Source organism: Peribacillus sp. SIMBA_075 (assembly GCF_046534585.1).
Genome location: NZ_JAWRYN010000011.1, coordinates 34,909 through 57,933, shown reverse-complemented (window position 1 = coordinate 57,933; position 23,025 = coordinate 34,909). Strand labels below are relative to the sequence as shown.

Annotated in this window: 22 protein-coding genes; 18 read left to right on the top strand and 4 right to left on the bottom strand. The window is 41.1% G+C overall.

Annotated features, from left to right (window positions below):
• Positions 1–314: 314 nt before the first annotated feature.
• From SB775_RS10915 to SB775_RS10890, 6 genes are read left to right on the top strand one after another with little or no spacing between them, the layout of a single operon-like run.
• Positions 315–1,418, top strand: a complete 1,104-nt coding sequence (locus SB775_RS10915) for an amidohydrolase/deacetylase family metallohydrolase (protein WP_410861609.1) — start codon at positions 315–317, stop codon at positions 1,416–1,418.
• Positions 1,396–2,505: a DgaE family pyridoxal phosphate-dependent ammonia lyase gene (locus SB775_RS10910; protein ID WP_410861608.1), complete on the top strand. Its 1,110-nt coding sequence runs from the start codon at positions 1,396–1,398 to the stop codon at positions 2,503–2,505. Before SB775_RS10915 ends, SB775_RS10910 begins: the two co-directional genes overlap by 23 nt.
• On the top strand, positions 2,502–3,257 hold the full coding sequence (gene dagF, locus SB775_RS10905) for a 2-dehydro-3-deoxy-phosphogluconate aldolase (protein WP_410861607.1): 756 nt from the start codon (positions 2,502–2,504) through the stop codon (positions 3,255–3,257). The genes SB775_RS10910 and dagF overlap by 4 nt, the downstream gene beginning before the upstream one ends.
• Positions 3,250–4,263: a sugar kinase gene (locus SB775_RS10900; RefSeq protein WP_410861606.1), complete on the top strand. Its 1,014-nt coding sequence runs from the start codon at positions 3,250–3,252 to the stop codon at positions 4,261–4,263. The genes dagF and SB775_RS10900 overlap by 8 nt, the downstream gene beginning before the upstream one ends.
• A 17-nt stretch (positions 4,264–4,280) precedes the next feature.
• Entirely contained in the window at positions 4,281–5,003 is a 723-nt protein-coding gene (locus SB775_RS10895) for a GntR family transcriptional regulator (RefSeq protein ID WP_089364489.1), read from the top strand.
• A gap of 57 nt (positions 5,004–5,060) precedes the next feature.
• On the top strand, positions 5,061–6,386 hold the full coding sequence (locus SB775_RS10890; protein ID WP_089364490.1) for a GntT/GntP/DsdX family permease: 1,326 nt from the start codon (positions 5,061–5,063) through the stop codon (positions 6,384–6,386).
• 240 nt (positions 6,387–6,626) lie between these two features.
• Here SB775_RS10890 and yppF read toward each other — a convergent pair whose 3' ends face one another.
• On the bottom strand, positions 6,627–6,809 hold the full coding sequence (gene yppF / locus SB775_RS10885; protein WP_061463025.1) for a YppF family protein: 183 nt from the start codon (positions 6,807–6,809) through the stop codon (positions 6,627–6,629).
• Positions 6,810–7,667: 858 nt separating this feature from the next.
• Entirely contained in the window at positions 7,668–8,957 is a 1,290-nt protein-coding gene (locus SB775_RS10880; protein ID WP_410861605.1) for an MFS transporter, read from the bottom strand.
• Between the two features lie 730 nt (positions 8,958–9,687).
• Here SB775_RS10880 and SB775_RS10875 point away from each other — a divergent pair.
• From SB775_RS10875 to SB775_RS10820, 12 genes are all read left to right on the top strand, one after another.
• The gene (locus SB775_RS10875) at positions 9,688–10,524 is read left to right on the top strand and encodes an alpha/beta fold hydrolase (protein ID WP_410861604.1); all 837 of its coding nucleotides are present in this window, start codon (positions 9,688–9,690) and stop codon (positions 10,522–10,524) included.
• A gap of 122 nt (positions 10,525–10,646) precedes the next feature.
• The gene (locus tag SB775_RS10870; protein ID WP_089364494.1) at positions 10,647–11,462 is read left to right on the top strand and encodes an IclR family transcriptional regulator; all 816 of its coding nucleotides are present in this window, start codon (positions 10,647–10,649) and stop codon (positions 11,460–11,462) included.
• Positions 11,463–11,755: 293 nt separating this feature from the next.
• Positions 11,756–12,289 carry a cupin domain-containing protein gene (locus SB775_RS10865; protein WP_284470894.1) on the top strand — a complete coding sequence of 178 codons (534 nt, stop codon included), beginning with the start codon at positions 11,756–11,758 and terminating at the stop codon, positions 12,287–12,289.
• A gap of 125 nt (positions 12,290–12,414) precedes the next feature.
• Positions 12,415–13,353 carry a VOC family protein gene (locus SB775_RS10860; protein WP_410861603.1) on the top strand — a complete coding sequence of 313 codons (939 nt, stop codon included), beginning with the start codon at positions 12,415–12,417 and terminating at the stop codon, positions 13,351–13,353.
• Positions 13,354–13,471: 118 nt separating this feature from the next.
• Positions 13,472–14,263 carry an SDR family oxidoreductase gene (locus SB775_RS10855; RefSeq protein WP_089364495.1) on the top strand — a complete coding sequence of 264 codons (792 nt, stop codon included), beginning with the start codon at positions 13,472–13,474 and terminating at the stop codon, positions 14,261–14,263.
• A gap of 30 nt (positions 14,264–14,293) precedes the next feature.
• The gene (locus SB775_RS10850) at positions 14,294–15,982 is read left to right on the top strand and encodes a thiamine pyrophosphate-binding protein (RefSeq protein ID WP_410861602.1); all 1,689 of its coding nucleotides are present in this window, start codon (positions 14,294–14,296) and stop codon (positions 15,980–15,982) included.
• 12 nt (positions 15,983–15,994) lie between these two features.
• A complete protein-coding gene (locus SB775_RS10845) occupies positions 15,995–17,440 on the top strand; it encodes an aldehyde dehydrogenase family protein (protein WP_410861601.1) in 1,446 nt (481 codons plus the stop codon).
• A 16-nt stretch (positions 17,441–17,456) separates the two neighbouring features.
• Positions 17,457–18,242 carry an aspartate dehydrogenase gene (nadX, locus tag SB775_RS10840; protein ID WP_410861600.1) on the top strand — a complete coding sequence of 262 codons (786 nt, stop codon included), beginning with the start codon at positions 17,457–17,459 and terminating at the stop codon, positions 18,240–18,242.
• Between the two features lie 39 nt (positions 18,243–18,281).
• Positions 18,282–19,583 carry an aromatic ring-hydroxylating oxygenase subunit alpha gene (locus SB775_RS10835; protein ID WP_089364499.1) on the top strand — a complete coding sequence of 434 codons (1,302 nt, stop codon included), beginning with the start codon at positions 18,282–18,284 and terminating at the stop codon, positions 19,581–19,583.
• Positions 19,584–19,604: 21 nt separating this feature from the next.
• Positions 19,605–20,114, top strand: coding sequence for an aromatic-ring-hydroxylating dioxygenase subunit beta (locus SB775_RS10830; protein ID WP_089364500.1), 510 nt, complete (start codon positions 19,605–19,607; stop codon positions 20,112–20,114).
• Between the two features lie 41 nt (positions 20,115–20,155).
• Positions 20,156–20,944, top strand: coding sequence for an SDR family NAD(P)-dependent oxidoreductase (locus SB775_RS10825; RefSeq protein WP_284470888.1), 789 nt, complete (start codon positions 20,156–20,158; stop codon positions 20,942–20,944).
• Positions 20,945–20,983: 39 nt separating this feature from the next.
• Entirely contained in the window at positions 20,984–21,943 is a 960-nt protein-coding gene (locus SB775_RS10820) for a VOC family protein (RefSeq protein ID WP_410861599.1), read from the top strand.
• A 481-nt stretch (positions 21,944–22,424) separates the two neighbouring features.
• Here SB775_RS10820 and SB775_RS10815 read toward each other — a convergent pair whose 3' ends face one another.
• On the bottom strand, positions 22,425–22,652 hold the full coding sequence (locus tag SB775_RS10815) for a twin-arginine translocase TatA/TatE family subunit (protein WP_089364502.1): 228 nt from the start codon (positions 22,650–22,652) through the stop codon (positions 22,425–22,427).
• A gap of 229 nt (positions 22,653–22,881) precedes the next feature.
• Positions 22,882–23,025 (bottom strand): hypothetical protein, encoded by a 144-nt coding sequence (locus tag SB775_RS10810; RefSeq protein WP_410861598.1) that lies wholly within the window; start codon positions 23,023–23,025, stop codon positions 22,882–22,884.

Below are 23,025 nucleotides of genomic sequence, written 5' to 3'. Positions count from 1 at the left end.
ATGACAGCATTGAAAATAAGATCTTCTTCAGGAAAAAATAGCGGGCATTCATTTACTTTGTGACAATTCGTTTTAATTTTAAAGACTTATTGGGCATCCCCTTAATTGATCACTCTATATAAGTAGATTTGCAATGGATAAATAATGAATGATTTTTTAAAAAAAGTGAAATTAAACATTATAACGTTATATTGATTAGTTTATTGAAATGTGATAATCTATTCCTGTAAGAAAATTAAATGAATTCTCACAATTGAGCACCCTTTTACAAAGTTACTTGCAATCGATAGGATGTACCGAAAAGGATGAGGGAAATGACAGGTAGTTTAATTCTGAAAAATGTAAAGATGTTAGACGGAAATGCAGCAGATATCATACTGGAAAATGGGATGATTAAAGAAATCGCTTTGCCCGGAACTGCATCTGGAGATGAAATAATAGATTATGATCACAAAGTTTTTGTTTCCAGCGGATGGATTGATATGCATGTACATGCATTCCCGGAATTCGATCCTTATGGTGATGAGGTTGATGAGATTGGATATAAAACTGGTGTAACAACGGTCATTGATGCGGGAAGCACAGGGGCAGATATGATATCTGATCTCGTTAACAGCTGTGAAAATTCCAAAACGAATGTTTTCGCCTTTCTGAATATTTCGCGGATTGGATTGAAAAGGGTTGATGAATTATCGGATATTTCATGGCTGGACGAAGGAGAATTAATGAAGGCAATTTCCAAGTACGGGGATTTTGTCGTTGGACTTAAAGCGAGAATAAGTAAAAGTGTAGTTGGTCCAAATGGTGTCGAGCCATTAAAAATCGCTAGGAAGTTCTCGGCTGAAACGGGTTTACCATTAATGGTCCATATCGGTTCAGGGCCGCCTGATATTAAAGAAGTCCTTGAATTACTTGAGGAAAAGGACATTATTACACATTTCTTAAATGGTAAAGCGAATAATTTATTTGATGAAAGAGAAGAACCGCTGCCTGAGTTCAGTAAGGCGATTGAACGTGGTGTCCATTTGGATGTAGGTCATGGAACGGCAAGCTTTTCTTTTAAAACTGCAGAAATGGCGAAAAAGCGGGGAATACGCTTCAATACGATCAGTACGGATATATATCGGAAAAACAGAGAGAATGGGCCAGTTTTTAATATGGCAAATGTGCTTACAAAATTTTTGTATCTGGGTTATCCATTAAAAGAAGTAATAGATGCGGTTACGGTCAATGCAGCAGCATGGTTGAATAAACCAGAGCTTGGAAGGATTTCAGCTGGGGATATTGCGAACCTGACTTTATTCTCGATCGAGAATGAACCGACCCTTTTATTGGATTCCGAAGGCGAAAAAAGGATGGCAGAAAAAAGAGTTGTTGTAAAAGGAGTGGTTATAAATGGAGAATTCATTGAATGCTAAATACGGTTTGAAAAGAGTCATCAATGCAAGCGGAAGAATGAGCATATTGGGGGTTTCTGCCCCAACTGACACAGTGATGGATGCGATGAAAAAAGGTGGGCAAAATTATGTTGAGATTTCTGATTTAGTCGATAAGTCAGGCCAGCATATAGCGAATTTGCTTCATTCTGAAGCAGCTGTCGTCGTAAACTCAGCATCAAGTGGAATTGCGCTTTCAGTAGCGGCGATCGTTACTGAAGGAAATAGAAGGAAAAGCGAAAGGCTTCATCAAGATCTCATTCAAAAGAATGAAATCATCATGCTGAAGGGCCATAACGTTCAGTATGGTGCACCCGTTGAAACCATGATTTATCTTGGCGGCGGAAAATTGGTTGAAGTTGGATATGCAAATGAAGGGAAAGCAGAACATATTGCGGAGGCCATAAATGAAAATACTTCCGCTATTTTATATGTGAAATCGCATCATGCTGTCCAGAAAAATATGATATCGGTCGAAGAAGCATGGGAAGTGGCAAAAATGAATAATATCCCTCTGATTGTCGATGCAGCAGCGGAGGAGGATTTGGAAAAATATGTACAATTCTCCGACCTGGCCATTTATAGTGGTTCAAAAGCCATTGAAGGACCCACATCCGGTATCGTTGCGGGCAGAAAAAAATATATCGAATGGGTAAAGGTTCAATTGCACTGTATCGGCAGGAGCATGAAGGTTGGAAAGGAAACGACCTTTGGTCTGCTTCAGGCATTGGATGAGTATTTTGTCAAGATGGATAATAGCGAAAAAGAAAAAGCTAGTTTACAAGTTCTCACATCACTTGACTCGATTGATGGCGTAAAAGTAACGATCGTTCAGGATGAAGCCGGACGTGCCATATATAGAGCACGCATTTCCATAGATCCTTTGATAACGGAAACGACGGCGAAGGAAGTGAACGAGCAGCTCAAAAATGGGGAAATCGCCATTTATACACGGGATTATGGGATACGGCAAGGCTTTTTCGATATAGATCCGCGTCCATTGCAAGGTGATGATATACATGTCATTGAAGCACAATTAAGAACCATATTAGGAGGAAAACAAGGATGACAAACATAAACAAACGGTTATTGAATGATCGTGTAGCCTTAAATGTACTTGCAAATAGTGTAGAAAATGCAGTGGAAGTCTTTGAAGCAGCGGAAGGCCATGTATTGGTTGGTGTACTCTCAAAGGATTATCCAACTGTGGAAGCTGGTGTTACAGCAATGAAAGAATACGGGGAAGCCATTGATGAGGCCGTTTCAATAGGATTGGGCGCGGGCGATAATAGACAGGCAGCGGTTGTCGCAGAAATAGCAAAATACTATCCAGGCAGTCATATTAACCAGGTTTTTCCTGCTGTTGGTGCTACAAGGGCCAATTTAGGTGAGAAGGATAGCTGGATAAATTCACTTGTATCTCCAACTGGGAAAGTAGGTTATGTGAATATTTCCACTGGTCCAGTAAGTGCAGATGCAAGTGAAACTGCCATTGTGCCTATCAAAGCTGCCATTGCGCTTGTACGCGATATGGGAGGAAATGCTTTGAAATACTTCCCGATGAAAGGCCTGAAGCATGAAGATGAATATCGTGCTGTGGCAAAAGCTTGTGGTGAAGAGGGATTTGCTTTGGAACCAACAGGTGGAATCGATTTAAATAATTTCGAGACCATATTAGAAATCGCATTAGAAGCAAAAGTGCCTAAAGTCATTCCACATGTATATTCTTCCATAATCGATGAAGAGACTGGAAAAACGAATGGGGAGGATGTACGTAAATTATTGGCCATAACAAAAAAATTGGTTGAAAAATATGCCTAAAAGGATTGTGGCATTCGGGGAAGTAATGATGCGTTTGCAGGTACCAGGGCATGAATTGCTATCACAGGCCAACACTCTGAAATACTCCTTTTCAGGCACGGGAGTAAACGTTGCTTCTGCGATGACAAAGCTAGGACATGATGGGTATCTTGTGACAAAGTTACCGGATAACCCCCTTGGGGATTCCGCGATTTCATCTTTGCAGCGATTGGGAATTGGAAGGAACTTCATCTCTAGAGGTGGCAAATACTTGGGGATGTACTTTTTGGAAAATGGTTTTGGACAGCGGGCGAGCCGTGTCACATATTCCAATCGACTGGAAAGCAGTTTTAATACAGCCTCCTTATCCGATTATGACATGGATATGATTGCAGAAAGTACGGATATCATCCATTTTTGCGGAATCACGCTTGCAATGGCGGAAAATGTACGGGAGAGTATGAAGGTGCTGGCAAGAAAAGTCAAAGAAAAAGGCGGTACAGTCTGTTTCGATTGCAACTACCGCCCCTCTTTATGGGAGGGAGGTTATGCTGATGCAAAGCCTAATTATGAAGAAATGCTTTCTTTGGCTGATATCGTCATGATGAATGAGAAAGACGCCCTATATATTTTAGGAATGATGTCTAAAGGCTCCACAAGGGAAGAACAGCTAATCGAGTTGATCCCTGAGGTGGCAAAGAAATTCAATATTCAGTCGATAGCAGGGACACATCGTTCAATCAACAGTGATAATAGCCATACGTTGAGGGGGTATATGTTCAAGGAAGAAACATTTTACTTTTCCGATATCCTATCATTTTCCGTATATGATAGAATAGGTTCAGGCGATGCTTACACCAGTGGAATTTTACATGGCGAATTGCTGGGATTTCCCCCAGAAAAGACAGTTCGGTTTGCGGCTGTTTCAGGAATGCTGGCATGTACTGTCGTTGGAGATACTCCTTTGGCAACCGAAAAGGAGATACTCTCGGCAATGGAAGGTGAAATGGAAGATATTAAGAGATAAAAGGCAGGAGATTAGGAATGAATGTGAACAGAAAAAATGGACCGATGTATTTACAGATAAAAGAAATAATGAAGGATCGTATTTTACATGGGGTTTATGCCATCGACACAAACATTCCCTCTGAGCCTCTTTTGGAAGAAGAATTTAACGTAAGTAAGGTCACTGTCCGTAATGCAATCAAAGAACTTGTGCAAGAGGGTTATGTTGAAAAGAAAAGCGGCAAAGGCACTAGGGTCATAGCGAATGGTTCGATTGTCAAACTTTCCAAAGGAAAGCGTTTCACAGAGCTTTTGGTGGAGGAAGGGCACTTCATTTTAAAAAAGGTGTTAAACATAAGTCATGTTGACCTTTCTTCAGGCTCTAAGTTGCATTCTTTATTTGGTGACCATTGCACAAGAATCGAACGAATATATTTATTGGACAATGAACCTTATATTTACTTTACACATTATGTTTCACTTAATTTAAACCAAGAAGAGATAAAAGAGGTCCAAATCAATTCTTTGTACAGATTTTTGGAAAATCAAAACGTCAAACTTGAAACATTCAGAGATGAGTTTGCCGTTGCCATCGCACCTGATCACATTTGCGAAACACTGAAAATCGAAAACAATAGCCCAGTATTAAAAAGGATTCGGATTTCCAGTGATGGGGACGGAAATGTAATGGAATACAGTGAAGGGTATTACAACACGGCTAAACAGAACTACATTGTGACATATAACGAGCCGGTACAATAAGCCTATTTATTGTATGGGTTTGATTGTAAGCGATTTCATTAAGGGTGGGGAGAACATATGGATCTATATTTATTAGGAATCACGCTGATAGCAATCGTAATTGTTATTTTGGGGGTATCATGGTGGAAATGGCATGCATTCATAAGTTTGACTGTGGCCAGTTTATTTTTAGCGGTTTTTTCTGGACTGCCGATGGACAAGATTGTAGGAGCATATGAAACGGGTGTCGGAGCGGTCCTTGGTCACCTTATTGGAATATTGGCTTTAGGGACCATCTTAGGAAAGATGATGTCCGACTCTGGAGCCGGTATGCAGGTTGCTGACTTTTTCATTAATAAATTCGGCGTGAAGAACCTGCCATGGGCCATGCTTTTATCAGGTTTCATCATAGGCATTCCCGTATTTTTCGAGGTTGGTTTAGTAATATTGCTGCCTTTGGTCATTTCCATTCGGAAATCAACCAAAGTGAACATCTTGTTAATAGGTATTCCAGTACTTGCTGGTTTATCGATTGTACATGGGCTGGTACCTCCGCATCCGGGAGCCATGACAGCTATAGGGATTTATAATGCAAACATGGGACACGTACTTCTGTACTCATTGATCATCGCTTTCCCGACTGCTGTAATTGCCGGACCTCTTTTCGCAAAATGGATTCATAAGCGGGTTATACCCGTTGGTGAACCGGAATTGATTCGGGTGGTAACAAAGTCAAGTGGATTACCAGGGACTGGAGTTTCGTTCTTCATCATCCTTTTGCCAGTATTGTTGATGGTTTTAACTGTAGTGGCGCCTTATCTGCCGCTACCGGGTTCGATTGAAAAATTCTTATTGTTTATCGGCAGTCCGGTGATCGCCCTATTAATCTCCTGTTTTGCAGCTTACTATTTCTTGGGCTACAGACAGGGAATGGATAAATCGCTAATTAAAAAGTTGACGGAAGAATGCTTATTGCCATTAGCATCCATAATTCTGATTATCGGTGCTGGCGGAGGGTTCAAGCAAATTTTAATTGATAGTGGCGTAGGGACTGCAATCGCTTCCATGTCTGAAGAAATTTCTTTATCACCGATCGTTCTTGCATTCCTTGTGGCCGGATTGATTCGGATTGCCACAGGTTCTGCAACCGTCGCTTTGACCACGGCAGCAGGGATCGTTTCACCGGTCGTTGCAAATATGACGGGTGTTAATCTAGAATTGCTCGTTATTGCCACGGGAGCAGGCTCACTTATGTTCTCCCATGTTAATGACGCCGGCTTCTGGTTAGTAAAAGAATATATGGGATTGACCGTAAAAGAAACGTTCAAAACATGGACAGTCATGGAAACCTTACTTTCTTTCGTGGCATTCGGTTTGGTTTTAATTTTGGATATATTCATATAGTCAACAAAGGAAATTCTGCGATTGCAGAATAAGTAGTCTTTACCTCCGTAATATGTCTTGGGGTGACATATTACGGAGGTTTTTATTTATGGAAAACATTCGGGATGGGATGGGGATATAGCCTTTCTTAGTAAAGAAAAGGGGTGAAAATAGCTGACTTAGCCCCTAAAGATAGGTCGATGCAACAGGGCAGAAACAAATTTCAAATCTTGATTTGAAAATGTATCAGAAGTGTTCCTTTCATCCAGAAGATGTTTGTTTTGCTCCTCGAAGATATAATTCCTGACAGAGACTCCTATATTGAAAGATTGACAGCTTCCCGTTTACATATTCCTTCTGAATATAATCCAATAATTCATTGGCATGATTGGGCTTTTGACGTTTTTCCTGAATATAATGGAGTATTAAAACTTCAATATTCACGCACTCACCTTACTTGACAAGTATTTTTATCATTAACAATATAACATGGGTTACCGAGTGATTGTCATTTTTTGAATATTTTAACTATCGACATTTTTATACAAAAAAAGGACAAGACATTCAGAGTGAATTTAGATTATGCTCTCCTCATCTAGTTTTAGCTTTTTTTAAAAATGCTGTTTTCCAACTCTTGCTGTATAACACCTAAATGAAGTTATATAATCTTTAATGCTTATTATAGGATATGCTCGTTCACTCAGAATTGTTTTCAAGTGTACTTCATAATAATAACCAGTAAAGGGTGGGTCCACTTTAATAGTTATCCGCCATTTTAAGAAGTTTGAACTAGTGATCCATGCTAATTAAGAACGGGGGCATGACTTTGCTGCATGCTCCTTTTGGTCGCGATCTGTTCTAGTAAGTGATGACTAAATGATAAAGCCGGTGGTATTGAGCAGGACTTTCTTGGAAATAAAATGGTTTTATGCTTCAGTTGTGGAAGACCAGGAATAACCCGAAGATCGGCTATCCAAGCAATTGATCCAGGAATGAAGCACTACTAATGGAGGTTGGAATAAGTGAAGCTATTTTTAAGATGGATGGTGGATGGCAGCCATAATAAGATTCTGGGATATTTGAAAAAATTAGATCCATGAATTCGCAGAAGAATAGGGTTGGATCTAGGAACAAGGAAAAATGCTGAGGGACAAGAGTAAAAGAACTATCTAGTAGCTACATGGAGTAATTGAAGGGATAATAGTACATGACTCATAGTCCGCTCAAGAAAAAACCCTTGATAATTCAAGGGTTGGATAAAGTCCATAAAAATGTTGGTCATGATTTCAAGGAACTTACGCTTCATACTTGGATCTTTTGTGCAGGCAAAGGTGATAAATGCAGTTCTGCCGCTTCTCTTTTAATGGAGAATATATACGCTCCCAAACCTAAGATGGCTGTAAAAATCAGCATGGCGATCGATGTACTGAAGTCCCCGCCAGACAAGTCACGAAGCCACCCCATGATATAGCTTGAAAAGCCGCCCATAATATTCGTGAATCCAATTAGACCAGCAGCCCGTCCTGCCGTTTCGGGTGTTGAGTATTTTATCATGAGCATATTACTTAAATGGAAAACACCGCCTTGACATCCCATTGCCAGTCCCATACATAGCCCGGCCATAATAGGGTTGGGGATGAAGACCGCAACAGTTAAAAAGACAGCAGTCAATGAAAATAGAATCGAGGCCATCAAACTTGGACGCCTGGTTTTGTCCGCCAGAAAGCCGCAGGCCAAGACAAATCCTAAAGCAAATAGCCAGGAAAGCGAAGTGATGCTCGACATCCCTTCCTTTTCGAATCCTTTTGCTTCAATTAGATAGGTAGGGAGCCAAATGCTGATTCCGAAAAAAAGGAAGGAGCATACGAGCATACCGAACCATACAATCCAGAAACGATAATCCTGAGCGAAACTCTTTTTCTCTGAATGGGCAATTTCTTTCCCTTCATCTTCCGATTGGCGAATGAAGGCCAATTCATCCTTACTTATACGGGGGTGCTCTTCTGGTGTATTCCTTGTCATAAAGATGAACATCGGGATATTAATAAATAAGTTGAAGGCCGCAAGCATAAAGAAAGCTGCTTGCCAGTGGAGTAAAGATATCACGAGCACCAAAACAATGGCTCCAGTTGCCGGACCTAAATAGTTTCCGGTAAGCCATGATGCCTGGGCCCTCCCCAATTCGCGTTTATTAAACCAGTTAGAAATCATTTTTCCGGAAACTGGAATCATCATCCCTTCGCCAAAACCAAGAATGATCCTGCTTATTAAAAACATTTCATATGAATTTGCTAAACCTGACACAATCATGGTAAGTGTCCATACGAATAATCCGGCGATGGCTGTTTTTCGGGCCCCTAATTTATCAATGATGAAGCCCCAAAAAAGATTTGAAACTCCATAAGCTATGGTGAATACAAAGGAAAGAAGACCGATCTTTGCATTTTTGTCATCGCCTGTCATTCCGAGTGCATTCAAGAATTCTGGATCTGTTTGAATGATGGAAATGCCAACCTTATCAATTTGTCCGAAAAACCAAAAGAAAAAAATTGGAACGGCAATATACAACCATCTTTTTTGCCCATTTAACATAATACCATCTCCTTGTCGCTTTTTAGCATTGCAAAAAACACTTACCATTGAGAATAGGTGGACTAAGGTTTTTCTTTAGATAGGCACTAGTTTCGATTTCCCCATTTACGAGCTGCATCCCGCCTTTCTTTAAAATACTGAGAGATAGATAAGGAATGGTAATGTTTTGTAAGTAAAACAAAGTTTTACTTTATTAACGATAAAATAAATAGAATTGATTGTCAATTTAATATTTTGATAATTTAATATTTTTAGAATAAATAAATATATTGTCATTTTTAACTTCTTCCATTGTGTTTTTTTATGTTTAAAATCGAACTACAATGGGATTCCTTTTTGCGTTGTGAGGGGAATCATACAAGGGAATGAGCTAAATGGCCTTTATTAAGGACTTAAAAGGGGGAGTGGATTTGATCTTTTGTGTCAAAAGAAGTAATTAATATCAAATTATTAAAAATTCTGACTTGTTGATATTGAATTTAAAATCAGGAAAATCTATAATTCATTTATATTGTTTTGTATATGAAATACTTATTATGGAAAATATCTATGGATTAAAATTCTTTAATTGTTCTTTCCTGCATATTTGGATATATTTTGTTGATCGATATGTCTTCGATAATATGCCAATTAAGTTAGGCCTCCCAAATAGTTTTAAATGTGTAATTATGCTTTAATTGACAAATAAACACTTAAATTATTTATTCAAAGGATTGTGAGGTTGAAAAGGATGCCAATTAGCCAATTAAAAGAATTCTCGATTCATTATCTGGAATCGGGAGAAGGAAAAGCGCTTGTTATCCTGCATGGTTTGGGAAATAATTCTCAGTCATGGAGAAAACAGCTCTGTCAGATGAATGAAGAATTTAGGGTAATTGCCTGGGATGCGCCAGGTTACGGTGAAAGTTCCGATCCAAAAGAGGAATTTCAAGATTTTTCTCAATTTGCAGATGTATTGAAAGAATTCCTTGAGAGTCTTGGTTTGCAATCGGTATACCTGCTCGGGCATTCGATGGGCTCGGCTATCGCACTCGATTTTACTAGCCGTTTCCCCGAGATGGTCGAGGCGCTGATTATATCTGATGCGACTCGCGGGGCAGCTGGTGTTAGCCAGGAAGAAAATAAACGGAAACTTCAGAATAGATTGCACTCCATCAATACGTTAAATCCGGGTGAACTGGCAAAGAAAAGGGTCAAAGCGCTAATGTCGCCAAATGCTTCTGTTGAGTTGGTTAAGGAAGCAGAACGCATCATGTCGCAAGTGCGCCCGGCTGGATACCGGTCTGTTTCCTTCTCTTTATCAAATTTAAACCAAATGGAAATCCTTTCTTCTATATCCGTTCCGACCTTGGTCATATGCGGTGAACTGGATCAGGTCACACCGGTTAGTGAATCGAGAATTTTTCATGAATTGATTCCTAATTCCGAATTTGCCATCGTACCGAATACCGGCCATTTATGTTATCAGGAAGATCCAGAAGTGTTCAATGAATATGTTACGGATTTTTTACAGAGACAACAGGTAGGGCAAAGTTGTAGTATGCATAAAAAATATACATCAACTTAATTTGCAGTAAAAGTTGTAAATATGCTGCAAGTTCCTTCTAGGTAAGAGTTGAGGTGAGAAAGCTTATTAAAATGGTTTATAACTCTTAGAGAATTGAGATATACAACGGGGGGAATACTCGAATGGAAAGCGAAGAAAAAGATAAAGAGAAATATAGTGCTAATTCATTGGTAAGAGGGTTGGAAATCATTAAGCTCTTTAATGAATTACAGCCGAGTTTGTCTCTTTCAGAAATTGCAAAACAACTGGGAGTAAGCCGAACGGTGCCATATCGTTTATTATTCACCTTACAAAATATTGGTTATCTGTCTCAGGATGAGCATACCAAACGTTATAGTTTAACACCAAAGGTTCTTGAATTGGGCTTCAGCTATTTGAATAGTTTGAAATTCCAGGAAATAGTCCAACCTTATATGGAGACCCTGCGTGATGAAATCGGAGCTTCCTGCCACCTGTCCATTTTGGATGGATTGGAAGTTGTTTATGTTGGCAGTGCCCCGATCAGAGGGGTATCTGCTGTCAATGTGAACATAGGGTTGCGGCTGCCAGCACATGCTTTGGCCAATGGAAAATTACTTTTGGCATATCAACCAAAAGAAATGCTCATGCAAATGTTCAAAATCTCAAACCTCACTCCTTATACAGACAAAACACTTACCGCGCCGGGTGAGTTTCAAAAACAGTTGGAATCGATTCGGCAAAATGGTTATTCGATGACAAGCGGGGAATTCCACCCTGGCATCCGTTCTGTTGCCGCTCCGATTTTTGACCGGACTGGAAAAGTATTGGCAGCCTTGAATGTCGTTGCAACAGAGTCGGCTTATCAGGAAGATTTCATCGATAAAATCGCCTTGCCGAAACTGCTGGAGGTTTCTCGGCAGTTATCCCTTTATATGGGGTATAGTGGGGTTATGTCGTTTCAACATGATGATGTGTGAACATGCTTTTAGTGCCAATCTAATAAAAAAGATAATCTCTTTCGAAAGTGTGGATATCCCAAATCTAGGGTGTCCGCACTTTTTTGCGTTAAGAAAAAGAAATATTTGGTTAAATCGATCCGAGTTATCGAAAAAAGAATAAATTGTTTGGATTATAAAAATAGTTTCAAATATTCTAAAAATTAATTGACAATGAAAAGGTTTCATTTTAGAATTAATTCATAGATGAAACACTGTTTTGCCAATGAAACACAATGTAATTTAGAAACAACAAATAAGGGAGGATTTTTAAAATGACAAAAGAAATTTTTTCAGTGAAAGATTTTGAAAAAAAATATGTTGCCCGATTGAAAGACCGTACGCTTGATTGGGATGTCTTGAAGTTCCAAGAAGAAATCGATCCAGCTTATAGACGTGCACAGATGAGATATATAGGACGAGGTGCCACTGCAAATAACGATACAAATGTAATTGCAGGTGAACATTTCACTCTAAGTACAATGGTTCTACCGCCGGGATGTATCGGGCCTTTGCATCTTCACGATGATGTTGAAGAAGTGTTTTTCATTCTTGAGGGTGAAGTCACGGCGTTAATTCAAGAGGATAGCTACAGCGAAGTGCATGAAATTAAACTAAGTGCGAGAGACTGCATCAGCAGTCCGCCAGGGGTTTATCGGGGAATTAGGAATGACGGGGATGTTGAGGCGCGCATGCTCGTAATGCTAGGGGCAGTGAAGCCTAACTTGCCAACATATCCTGAAGGCAGTGAACTGGAAGAACTGCGGAAACAACGCTCAAAAGAAAGAGAAGCCATCATTAAAGACTGATCATTTAGCCGAAAAGGGCACCTGCATTATGGAAATTAATGAGGCGCCCTTTTCGATTAGATTGTTAGATGTGGTCAATGCAAATCTTCTAAAAAGCAATCTAATTTATGGGAGGTATATAAAGGATGCTTGGGATTACTCATTTACGGCATATTAGCATGATTACTCCGAATTTCGACGATCAAGCAGAGTTTTATGAAAAGGTTTGGGGACTGGATAGGGTGGATGCTCCGGAAGAGGAGAATACGGTTTATTTTCGGGGTGCAGGACCGGAACATCATATTTTAAGCCTTCATAGGGGAGAAAAACGTGGTTTGCATCATATATCTTTCGGCATGGTCGATAAAAATGCAGTGGATCGTGCAGCGGGGATATTACAATCGAAGGGCGTTAGAATCATTGAACCACCTGGCTATTTGGATGAAGCAGGTGCTGGTTATGGATTACGGTTTATTGATCCGGAAAACCGCGTGATTGAGCTTTCGGCTTGGGTTGAAGTTCAAACGTCAATTTGGAACAAGAAAAATGTTGATCCAGTGAAACTGAATCATGTTGTAATGAATACGAAGAACTTAGATATGATCGTTGAGTTTTATACAGATGTACTTGGTTTTAAAGTTACCGATTGGAGTGAGCATCAAATGTCATTTCTGCGATGCAACAGGAAGCATCACTCCATTGCCTTTAATCAAGATGAACATGCGTCAATCAATCATATCGCATACGAAGTCGATTCAGTGGATGAACTGATGCGCGGCATAAGCAATGTGCGAAAAGCGGGACTGTCAGAACTTTGGGGACCTGGACGTCATGGACCTGGTGACAATATTTTTTGTTATTTCCAAGACCCAGGCGGTTTTGTTATGGAGTATACATGTTATCTGGAAACGATTGAAGATGAATCGGAGTGGAGGGCACGTGTATGGAAACGTGTACCACATCTAATGGATCAATGGGGGATTGCAGGGCCGCCGAAACCGGAAGCCCGCAAAGCAATGGGAGGAGATCCCGATCCTGGCTGGGTGAATTCCGTTATAGATGAATCAGTAACGGCCGAGAAATGAGATGGGCGTCCATTTCCTCCATTTCTTCTTGCACTGGATGTTATGGTTACAGTGAAAGTTAACTTCTTGTTTTTTAAAGGACTGCGCTTAAGGAAAATGGTTTTAAAGGAGTGAAGAGATGGATTTAGGATTGCAAGGTAAAGTGGCTGTCATTATGGGAGGCACGTCGGGCGTAGGATTAAAAACAGCAGAAATGTTTTTAGCTGAGGGAGCGAAAGTGGCTATATGCGGCAGAAGCACAGAGCGAATGGAAAGTGCACAAAGTCAACTACTCTCATTTGGTGAGAAGGCGGATATCTTTGCATCAACCTGTGATGTCACCTCAAAATCGGATGTGGATTCTTTCATTAATGGTACGGCTGAGAGGTTTGGCGGGATCGATATATTGGTGAATGCAGCCGGTCAAAGCGTCATGGGTCACTTTTTTGACATTACGGATGAGCAGTGGGATGAACAGATTCAATTAAAGTTCTTTGCCATCATATATGCCGTTCGTGCATCGCACCCTTATTTAGTGAAAAGGGGAGGGGGGCGGATTATTAATATTAACGCAACGCTTGCTAAAGAACCTGAACGTCATATGGTAGCGACTGCAGCAGCAAGGGCTGGTCTCCTTAATTTAAGCAAAACCTTGTCCCAGGAATTGGCCTTTGACAATATATTGGTTAATTCAGTGAGTCTTGGATTGATCCGGACCGATCAATGGGAGCGAAGAAGATTGAAAAATGCGCCGGATATGGATCCGGAAGAATATTACGGGGAACTTGCGAAAAAACGGAATATCCCTCTCGGCCGCGTAGGGGAAGCGGAAGAAGTGGCCAGTGTCATTGTTTTCCTTGCTTCAGACAAAGCAAGTTATGTAGCGGGTTCGACGATTGAGACGGCAGGAGCGATCGGAAAGGCACTTTAAATATATCATTAAAAAAGGTAGGCAAACGCGATGAAAATACAAGAAGAAATAGAGTTTACGACCGCCGATTCCATCGTAAAGGAGCTGGTTCAAGCAGGAGTGGGCGTTGCTTTCGGGATTGTCAGTATTCACAATATGCCCATCTATGATGCAATTCTTAGAGAAGGTAGCATTAAACTCATTTGTTCACGCGGAGAAAGCGGTGCCGTCAATATGGCTGATGGCTATGCCCGCGCCACTGGGAAATTGGGTGTGGTGATTACCAGTACCGGAACAGGGGCAGGAAATGCTGCTGGTTCACTAGTGGAAGCTTGGGCAGCTGGTGTCCCCCTTCTTCATCTTACCGGTGAGGTCGCTTCTTCTTATCTTGGTACAGGCAAAGGATACATACATGAGTGTAAAGACCAGCTTTCAATGATGAGAGGTGCTTGTAAAAATGCAGTGAGGCTTAGAAACCCTGCCCAATCAGCAGCGGTTGTAAGGAAGGTGATCCAAGAAGCCTTAACTGCACCAACTGGACCGGTCACATTGGAAATTCCCATTGACTTTCAATCGGCAATCATAGAAGATCTTTCACTCGAGGAGCTGCGAGTTTTGGCGTTTGAAACAAATTCAAAGCCATTTATTCCCGAACAAGCCGTGAAAAAAATGGTTGGAGCACGCCGTCCTGTGATATGGGCCGGGGGTGGGGTCATAAGTGCCAATGCTTCGCATGAACTGCAAAAATTGGCGGAGATCCTTGGTGCAGCAGTGATAACCAGTCAGTCAGGAAAAGGTTCGATCCCAGAAAATCATGAACAATGCATAGGACATTTTGCGGCCTATGAAACTACAAAAGAGTTTTTGAGAAATGCGGATTTATTGATTAGCGTAGGTGTAAGATTTAGGGGAAACGAAACATCCAACTGGAAAGTACCGGTTCCAGAAGAACATATAGCGATAGATGCAGATTGGCAGGCAATTAACCGCAACTACAAAGCCACACTAGGTTTGGTTGGCGATGCAAAAGATATGCTAGCTGGCATCATTCAAAAGCTCGAAGAAAACTCAGTGAATGCGGAACCTTCTTACTTACAAGAAGTTCTTTCGCTTAGAAATGAAGTGCGCGCTCAACTCCGGGAAACGCTTGGACCTTATGCGGAATTTTTAGATGGCATGAGGGAGATATTACCTGACGATACCATTTTAGTTCGAGATGTAACTGTGCAGGCAAACGTATGGGGTAGCCGTTTATTTGAAATCTATGAACCGAGAACCTCCATTCACGCATCTGGGGGTGGAATTGGTCAAGGTCTTCCAACGGCAATCGGTGCCCAAATAGGGTGTCAAGATAAAACGGTCGTTCTTATGGCTGGAGACGGAGGCTTTATGGTGAATGTCGGGGAAATGGTTACGGCCGCCGAAGAAAACTTACCAGTTATCATCGTATTGTTTGATGACTCAGGTTATGGGGTTCTGCGCAATATTCAAACAGCGGCATATGGCCGGCAGGTTGCCGTGGATTTATTGAGTCCCGATTTTGTGAAACTGGCTGAGTCCATGCATTTCGATGCTGTACGGATTGGTTCTGGAGATGAATTCATATCCGAATTGAAAAAGGCAAAGGAAAGACGTAAGCCTTCCATGATCGTTGTTGATATGGAAGCTGTGGGACCAATGGCAAAGCCATTTGGGGGACCGCCAGGAGCTGCGGAAGCATTTAAGCCCAAAAAACTGTAGGGGGGATTGAGGATGATTTCGACATATCCATTTGTTTCAGGAAAATACCTTGTTAATGGAGAATGGAAAGAAATGCCGGAAATAGTGGATGTGATAAATCCGGCAAACAGATCGGAAGTAGTTGGCCAGGTGGCAATATGCTCTGGGGATATCGTGAATGAAGCGATTGAAGCGGCAGAATATGCTTTTGAAAGTTGGTCTCGTTCTGATGTCAGGGATCGGGCTAACCGGATGAACTCGGCGGCAGCAGAACTTTCAAAAGTAATCGAGGAAAATGTTACAGTGTTCGTACGTGAAAATGGCAAAACACTAGTTGAAGCTAAAAAGGATTTACTACGATGTGTTGAAGTCATGAAGGGCTGCGCTACAGAGTTACTTGATTGGTGGAAACCTGAAGTGCTTCAAGGAAATCAAAAAGTCCAAATCCGAAGAAGGGCAAGAGGCGTCACGGCAATTATAACTCCGTGGAATTCTCCAATGATATTAACGTTCAAAAGGGTCATACCTGCTGTCTTGGCAGGCAATGCCGTTGTAGTGAAACCTGCAACGAATTGCCCGTTAACGATAATGACCTATTTAAAAGTAGTTGCTGAACATTTTCCACCAGGAGTCATCAATATAGTCTCAGGATCAGGAAAAGCAATCGGCGATACACTTTGTTCAGATTCCCGCGTCCGGACAGTGGCGTTTGTCGGTAGTACTGAAACCGGAAAAAATATCATGCAGAAATCAGCTGGAAATCTACAAAAAGTATATATGGAACTCGGCGGCAATGACCCTGCCATTATTTTGGAAGACGCCACTATGGATGAAGCGGCAATCAAACGTTTGAGGATGGGGATTTTACGAGCTGCAGGCCAGGTGTGTTCTGCTGTTAAACGAGTGTACGTCCAAGAATCACGTTTTGATGAGGTTGTTGAAAAGCTGACCAAAGAATTTAGCCGGATGGTAGTTGGTGATGGCATTCAGCCTGACGTAACGATGGGTCCATTGAATAATAAAGCACAGTATGACTTTGTGAATGGCTTGATCGAACGTACAGCTAAGTCGGGAGCAAACATAATCACCACTGGCATTCAACATAATCCTGAAGCTTGGGATAAAGGTTATTATATGCTTCCTTCTATTATTACTGATGTCAATCAGCAGAGCGAAGTGGTTCGGGTGGAACAATTCGGACCTGTCATTCCCATCCTACCATTCAATGATATTGAGGAGGCTGTGAAATTAGCGAATGATAGTGAGTTTGGCTTGCGTGCATCTGTTTGGACCGAGAATGAAGAGATAGCTATTGATATGGCAGATCGACTCGAAGCTGGTGCGGTTTTCCATAATAATCATACCGTTTTCAGTGACCTGGCTCTCGACTTCCCTGGATTAAAAGAAAGTGGTGTTTCCCGGGAAACAAGACATTGTGGGCTGGAATTCTTTGCGGACTCATACGGGTTTGCTAATTGAGGAAGGATGAATCTACATGAGGTTAGGCTTAATCGGATGCGGCAATATCGGGAAATTTCTGCTTCAGGCAATAAATAACGATGGGCTTCTTCCAGGTGGGAAAATCGTTTCGATTTATGCCCGCCGTGAAGAAATCGCAGCTCAACTAGCTGAAGAATTCAGGACACGGCCATTTAATGATGTTGATGAACTACTTAAATCCGATGTAGATTTAGTCATAGAGGCTGCAACGATTGAAGCTGCTGAAGAGTACGCATTTAAAGTGCTTAAAAGCGGGAAAAATCTCTTACTAAGCAGCATAGGCGTGATGGCCAATGCTGCCTTTGAAGAACAATCAAACCTGATTTGCAAAAATAATAACGTGAATATTTTCCTTCCGTCTGGTGCGATTGGAGGTCTTGATGTACTTAAATCGGCAAAAGCGGTGAATGGTCTTGAATCTGTTTGCATCACCACGAGAAAACCGCCAAACGCATTACCTGCAGGTTCTTCAATGGAAGAAGAAACGGTTTTATTTGATGGGTCGGCTGCAGAAGCGATCAAGCAGTTTCCGAGAAACATTAATGTTGCGATTGTGCTGGCTTTGGCTGGTCTGGGATCTGAAAAGACAAAAGTGAAAATCATTGCCGATCCAAGTGTACTGAAAAACATCCATCTAATAGAAGCGTCAGGTTCGTTCGGGAAACTCAAACTCGAAGTGGAAAATGATCCGATGCCAAATAATCCGAAAACGAGTTACTTAGCCGCATTAAGTGTTTTGGCTACTCTGCAAAACAAGGAAAAGAGCGTTCAAATCGGATAATGAATTATGAGGTCAAATTTATGGAAGGGAGAGAAAAGTATGCTTAAAACTGATAAGTCCCTGGAAGAAATGTCGAAACAGCAAGTTGTTAACTATTTGAACGAAACGGTTAAACCAGAGGAAGGCGTTATACCTGCATACCTCCTTGGAGATCAAAAGGTTTATGATATAGAACATGAAAAAGTGTTTTTGAAAACATGGGTTTTTGTCGGCCATGAATCTGAAGTACCCAACAAAGGAGATTTCTTGACCCGTGAACTGGCTGGCTATTCGCTCATCATAACCCGTGACGGTGAAGGGGAAATCAGGGCGTTTTATAATATGTGCACACATCGCGGAATGAAACTATGCCGTGCTGATAAAGGAAACAAGTCTTTATTTACGTGTCCCTATCATGGATTTAACTTTAAAAACACTGGTGAGCTAGTGGGGGTACCACTTCAAAAGGACATATATGGGAGCACACTTGACCGCTCAGAAATGGGCCTTCACAAAGTGAAGCTTGATTCTTATAAAGGACTTTTATTTGGAACTTGGAATGAAGACGCTGAGCCGCTTGAAGAGTTTCTTGGAGATATTAAATGGTATTTGGATATACTCGTAGGACGCGCAGAAATGGAAGTTATCGGGGTCCCGCAAAGATTCGTTGTTAATTCCAACTGGAAAGTGGGTTCCGATAACTTTGTTGGTGATTCCTATCACACGATGGTCACACACGGATCCATTGCAAAACTTGGCATGGTACCCAATGCCACCTATTCAAAGCGTGGTTTTCAAATCCATATGGATAACGGCCATGGGCTGAACTTAGGGACACCTAACCCTGACTTCGCTTTCCCGGAAGAATTGAAAGATGAATTTAAAAGTAATTTGTCTGAAGAACAATATGAAGTTTTATCAAACTTAAAGAATATGATTGGGAACGTTTTCCCCAACTTATCATTTTTAATATCCCATACAAAAATCAAAGACCAGTTCATCTCCAACACTTCAATTAGAATGTGGCGGCCAATTGGTCACAATAAAATGGAAGTGATCGCTTGGATGCTCGTCGAAAAGAACGCCTCCCAAGATTGGAAAGATAGATCAAGAGATTCGTTTATCTTGACCTTTAGCCCATCCGGTATTTTCGAACAGGATGATACGGAAGTGTTTACGGATATTACTGAAGCAGCCCAGGGCCCAATGCCTTTCCTAAAGAATTTAACCTATAATTATACCATGGGTCTTCATCGTGACCCTGTTGATTTCATAGGACCGGGCATTGCTTACGATGATAAATTCACAGAAGCGAGCCAACGGAATTTTTACAAGTACTGGCTGGAGTTGATGACGAAATGATAAGCGGGAGGGGGAATGGAAATGAATGTGGAGAAAATGTTGCTTAAATGTGAATTTGAACAGTGGCTGTATGATGAAGCACAATTACTGGATGATATTGAATTTGATGATTGGTTCGATCTAATGCACTCAAGCTTGCGCTACCAAATGCCTGTTCGCATTAATAAAGAAGGGGTGGAACGCCCGGATTATTCAACGGAAATGTTTACATTCAATGATGATATTGAGCTGCTGAGACTGCGCGTGGATCGTTTGAAAACAGATTATGCATGGGCGGAAATACCGCCATCAAGAACACGCCGTTTTGTCTCTAACGTGCGCGTTAAGGACTTTGTTGAAGGTGAAAAGGCAGTCGTCAAGAGCTATCTTCTTATCTATCGAAGCCGTAGCACGGATATTCAACACGATTTGATTTCGGGCGAACGAAATGATGAATTCATATTCGAAGAGGGTAAATGGAAACTTTCCAAACGGATATTCATCGTTGACCAAACAACGATAAATACCAGGAATCTTGCTATCTTCGTATAAATATTACTAGCATAAAAAGGATAACAAGGAGGCTGGTTGTAATGGCAATGGCGTTAAAGGATAAAGTAGTGTTGATTACCGGAGGGAACTCTGGTATAGGGGAAGCTGTCACTAGACGTTTCATACAAGAAGGAGCAAAAGTCAGCATTATCGGCCGCTCAATAGAAACGCTGAAGAAGATGAAGGAGGAATTTGGTGAAGGGATTCTGGTTCATCAAGGCGATGTAAGCAAATATGAAGACAATGAGAGGGCTGTACAAGCCACTGTCAGGCAATTCGGAAAGCTGGATGTTTTCGTTGCTAATGCTGGAGTCTTTGATGGGTTTGCCAAATTTGCCGACGTAACTCCCGATGCACTTTCCGAAGCATATGACTTTCTGTTCGATATTAACGTTAAAGGATCTTTCTTCGGTGCAAAAGCCGCTCTTGATGAACTGCAAAAATCGAATGGCAATATTATTTTTACTGTATCCGGTGCTAGTTTCTATCCTGATGGCGGCGGGGTTTGGTACACAGCAAGCAAGCATGCTCAAATAGGGTTAATGCGCCAACTTGCTTTTGAACTCGCTCCGAATATTCGGGTAAACGCTGTGGCGCCTGGTGGCACACTGACGGCATTATCGGTCATTCCCCCTCTAAGTCCATTCGTTAAAATCGTGGATAATGATACGAAGGCCAGCAGCATAAAGAAAAGAAATCCACTTCAGCTTGCCCAGATGCCCGAAGATCATGTAGCTGCTTATGTCCTGTTAGCATCGGACGAAGCGCGTGCAATTACTGGTGAAGTCATTTCCAGCGACGGTGGTTTGTCAGTTCGTGGACTGGGTTGAGTTTATAACAAAATAAACTGTGGAAGAAGGTTTATAAGGTTGGCAGAATCACTATTGGGCAATAGGAAAATTAATCAACTTGCATTTGTTGTTAAAGATATTGAAGCTGCTAATCTAGCTTTCACAAGACTGCTAGGCATTAAGAAGGCAGAACCATTTCTAACTGGTGACAGTTCTGTTTCGAAAGTGACTTTTAGGGGTGTACCAACGGAATCAAAATCTAAACTTGCTTTTCTGAATACACCAACCGTCCAAATTGAACTAATAGAACCAGATAAAAATCCAGGAACGATGCGTGAGTTCCTGGATGAAGTAGGTGAAGGGATCCACCATATTGCTTTTGATGTAGATTCTATCCAAAAGAGACTGCCAATCATGGAGAAAAGTGCATACCCAGCTTTGCAAACGGGTGAATTCACTTCAAGTGACGGCCGGTATGTATATGTGGATACACTAGATGATCACAAAACGTTAATTGAGCTGCTTGAAAGTGAAGAGCCAAGAAAAACGGCATGGGAAAGACCAGAAGATGAAAGAGTTCAGCCGTTATTAGGGACTAACAAAGTGGAACAGCTTGCGTTAGTTGTAAAAGACCTGGATGCGGCCGCAGATGCATATTGTAAGTTGTTGGGTATTGAAAAACCTCCCATCATTCATTCTGGATCAACCGAAATTACCAATGTGATTTACAAAGGGAAGCCCACTGAAGGAGAATCTAGATACATGTTCATCGATACCCCGTTAATTCAGGTTGAATTAATCGAACCGGGCGAATCACCTAGCACATGGAAAGATCATCTTGAAACAAATGGTGAGGGAGTTCACCATATCTCTTTTGTCGTTAAAGATTTGGAAGGTAAAATGAAGATGTTGGAGGAAATGGGCTATCCGGTCATACAGACAGGTAACTTTTTTAACGGAAAAGGGCGATATGCCTATATGGATACAATATCGACCTTTAAAGTGATTATTGAATTACTAGAACGTTTTGATGGGTAAAGTTTAATCCAAGAATATCAAAATGCTTATTCTTTTCAAGGAATCAAGCTGGTAAAAAACAATAGTAGGCGGAGGGAGTAGGGGATATCCGAAAAAAACAGGCTTTAGTATAGTTCTAATATACTTTATAAATCCAGATGAATAATATCGTCGAACAAGATCATCAGTTATTAATTAGCGAGTTCGTTCTAAGTTAGGCTAAAAATATTTCGAACAGCCAAACAATTAATCTGTGGAGTAGGTGATGCATATGCTGAAAAAAGGGCAACTTCAATAAATGGTGAAGTCTGCCTATAGTGAGAGAGTAAAAACATCATAATTCATAGTGGAAATAGATGTTGAGGTTATATGTTTCTAACAAATCATATTTGCATCAGAAACCGATAAGATGTATATCGCTGTATTCCTTGGCGGATGTCTCGTTTTTATAAAATTTATAAAATAAAATAAATAGACGGGTTGCCCCGTCTACCCTAGTACCTTATGAAACTGACGATTTATCCAGTTTCTTTTCACCAGTCGTTAACTCAGGGTTATTCTCTTCCTCTTTATCTTTTTCATCAGATACTAATCCATTGGTCGCACTTTTGAATTCAGTTAAAGTACGTCCAAAAGCCCGGCCGATTTCCGGCAGCTTTTTTGGTCCAAAAACAATCAAGGCAATGACAAGTACTAATATTAAACCTGGAATTCCGATATTTGAAAACATTAATAATCAGCCTCCTGAAATTGGAATTCTTTACAGAGTAACACAAAGGCATCGTTTCGCCAGGGTGACGTGCCATCCGCCACTCGGGTGCTGGACTGCAATGAATTACGCCTCTTCATTAGGGGGGAAATGGTGGTGTAGGCAAATTATGACGCCCCCATGTTTTTGAACCTTTAGAGAACACTCTTTAAATGATGGTCGTACATGTGACCTTATTTCAAGAAATCACCTAAAAAACATGAACAAGAGAATAGAAGTCTCCTGCAATGTCTTCTTCCTTGATATCTACTAATCCTTTAATTGATTGTTCACTTAAAGAACAACCTACTCCCGACATTAGAAAGCTTTTTAGGTCAAATACTCCAAGGTTCAT

Bases quoted from the DNA above. Each gene is read 5' to 3' on its own strand.
- SB775_RS10815 (WP_089364502.1), bottom strand. From the start codon at position 22,652: ATGTTTTCAAATATCGGAATTCCAGGTTTAATATTAGTACTTGTCATT.
- SB775_RS10830 (WP_089364500.1), top strand. From the start codon at position 19,605: ATGAATGTGGAGAAAATGTTGCTTAAATGTGAATTTGAACAGTGGCTG.
- SB775_RS10910 (WP_410861608.1), top strand. From the start codon at position 1,396: ATGGAGAATTCATTGAATGCTAAATACGGTTTGAAAAGAGTCATCAAT.
- SB775_RS10870 (WP_089364494.1), top strand. From the start codon at position 10,647: ATGGAAAGCGAAGAAAAAGATAAAGAGAAATATAGTGCTAATTCATTG.
- SB775_RS10860 (WP_410861603.1), top strand. From the start codon at position 12,415: ATGCTTGGGATTACTCATTTACGGCATATTAGCATGATTACTCCGAAT.
- SB775_RS10850 (WP_410861602.1), top strand. From the start codon at position 14,294: ATGAAAATACAAGAAGAAATAGAGTTTACGACCGCCGATTCCATCGTA.
- SB775_RS10825 (WP_284470888.1), top strand. From the start codon at position 20,156: ATGGCAATGGCGTTAAAGGATAAAGTAGTGTTGATTACCGGAGGGAAC.
- dagF (WP_410861607.1), top strand. From the start codon at position 2,502: ATGACAAACATAAACAAACGGTTATTGAATGATCGTGTAGCCTTAAAT.
- SB775_RS10880 (WP_410861605.1), bottom strand. From the start codon at position 8,957: ATGTTAAATGGGCAAAAAAGATGGTTGTATATTGCCGTTCCAATTTTT.
- SB775_RS10915 (WP_410861609.1), top strand. From the start codon at position 315: ATGACAGGTAGTTTAATTCTGAAAAATGTAAAGATGTTAGACGGAAAT.
- SB775_RS10835 (WP_089364499.1), top strand. From the start codon at position 18,282: ATGCTTAAAACTGATAAGTCCCTGGAAGAAATGTCGAAACAGCAAGTT.
- SB775_RS10845 (WP_410861601.1), top strand. From the start codon at position 15,995: ATGATTTCGACATATCCATTTGTTTCAGGAAAATACCTTGTTAATGGA.
- nadX (WP_410861600.1), top strand. From the start codon at position 17,457: ATGAGGTTAGGCTTAATCGGATGCGGCAATATCGGGAAATTTCTGCTT.
- SB775_RS10890 (WP_089364490.1), top strand. From the start codon at position 5,061: ATGGATCTATATTTATTAGGAATCACGCTGATAGCAATCGTAATTGTT.
- SB775_RS10895 (WP_089364489.1), top strand. From the start codon at position 4,281: ATGAATGTGAACAGAAAAAATGGACCGATGTATTTACAGATAAAAGAA.
- SB775_RS10875 (WP_410861604.1), top strand. From the start codon at position 9,688: ATGCCAATTAGCCAATTAAAAGAATTCTCGATTCATTATCTGGAATCG.
- SB775_RS10900 (WP_410861606.1), top strand. From the start codon at position 3,250: ATGCCTAAAAGGATTGTGGCATTCGGGGAAGTAATGATGCGTTTGCAG.
- SB775_RS10865 (WP_284470894.1), top strand. From the start codon at position 11,756: ATGACAAAAGAAATTTTTTCAGTGAAAGATTTTGAAAAAAAATATGTT.
- SB775_RS10855 (WP_089364495.1), top strand. From the start codon at position 13,472: ATGGATTTAGGATTGCAAGGTAAAGTGGCTGTCATTATGGGAGGCACG.
- SB775_RS10810 (WP_410861598.1), bottom strand. From the start codon at position 23,025: ATGAACCTTGGAGTATTTGACCTAAAAAGCTTTCTAATGTCGGGAGTA.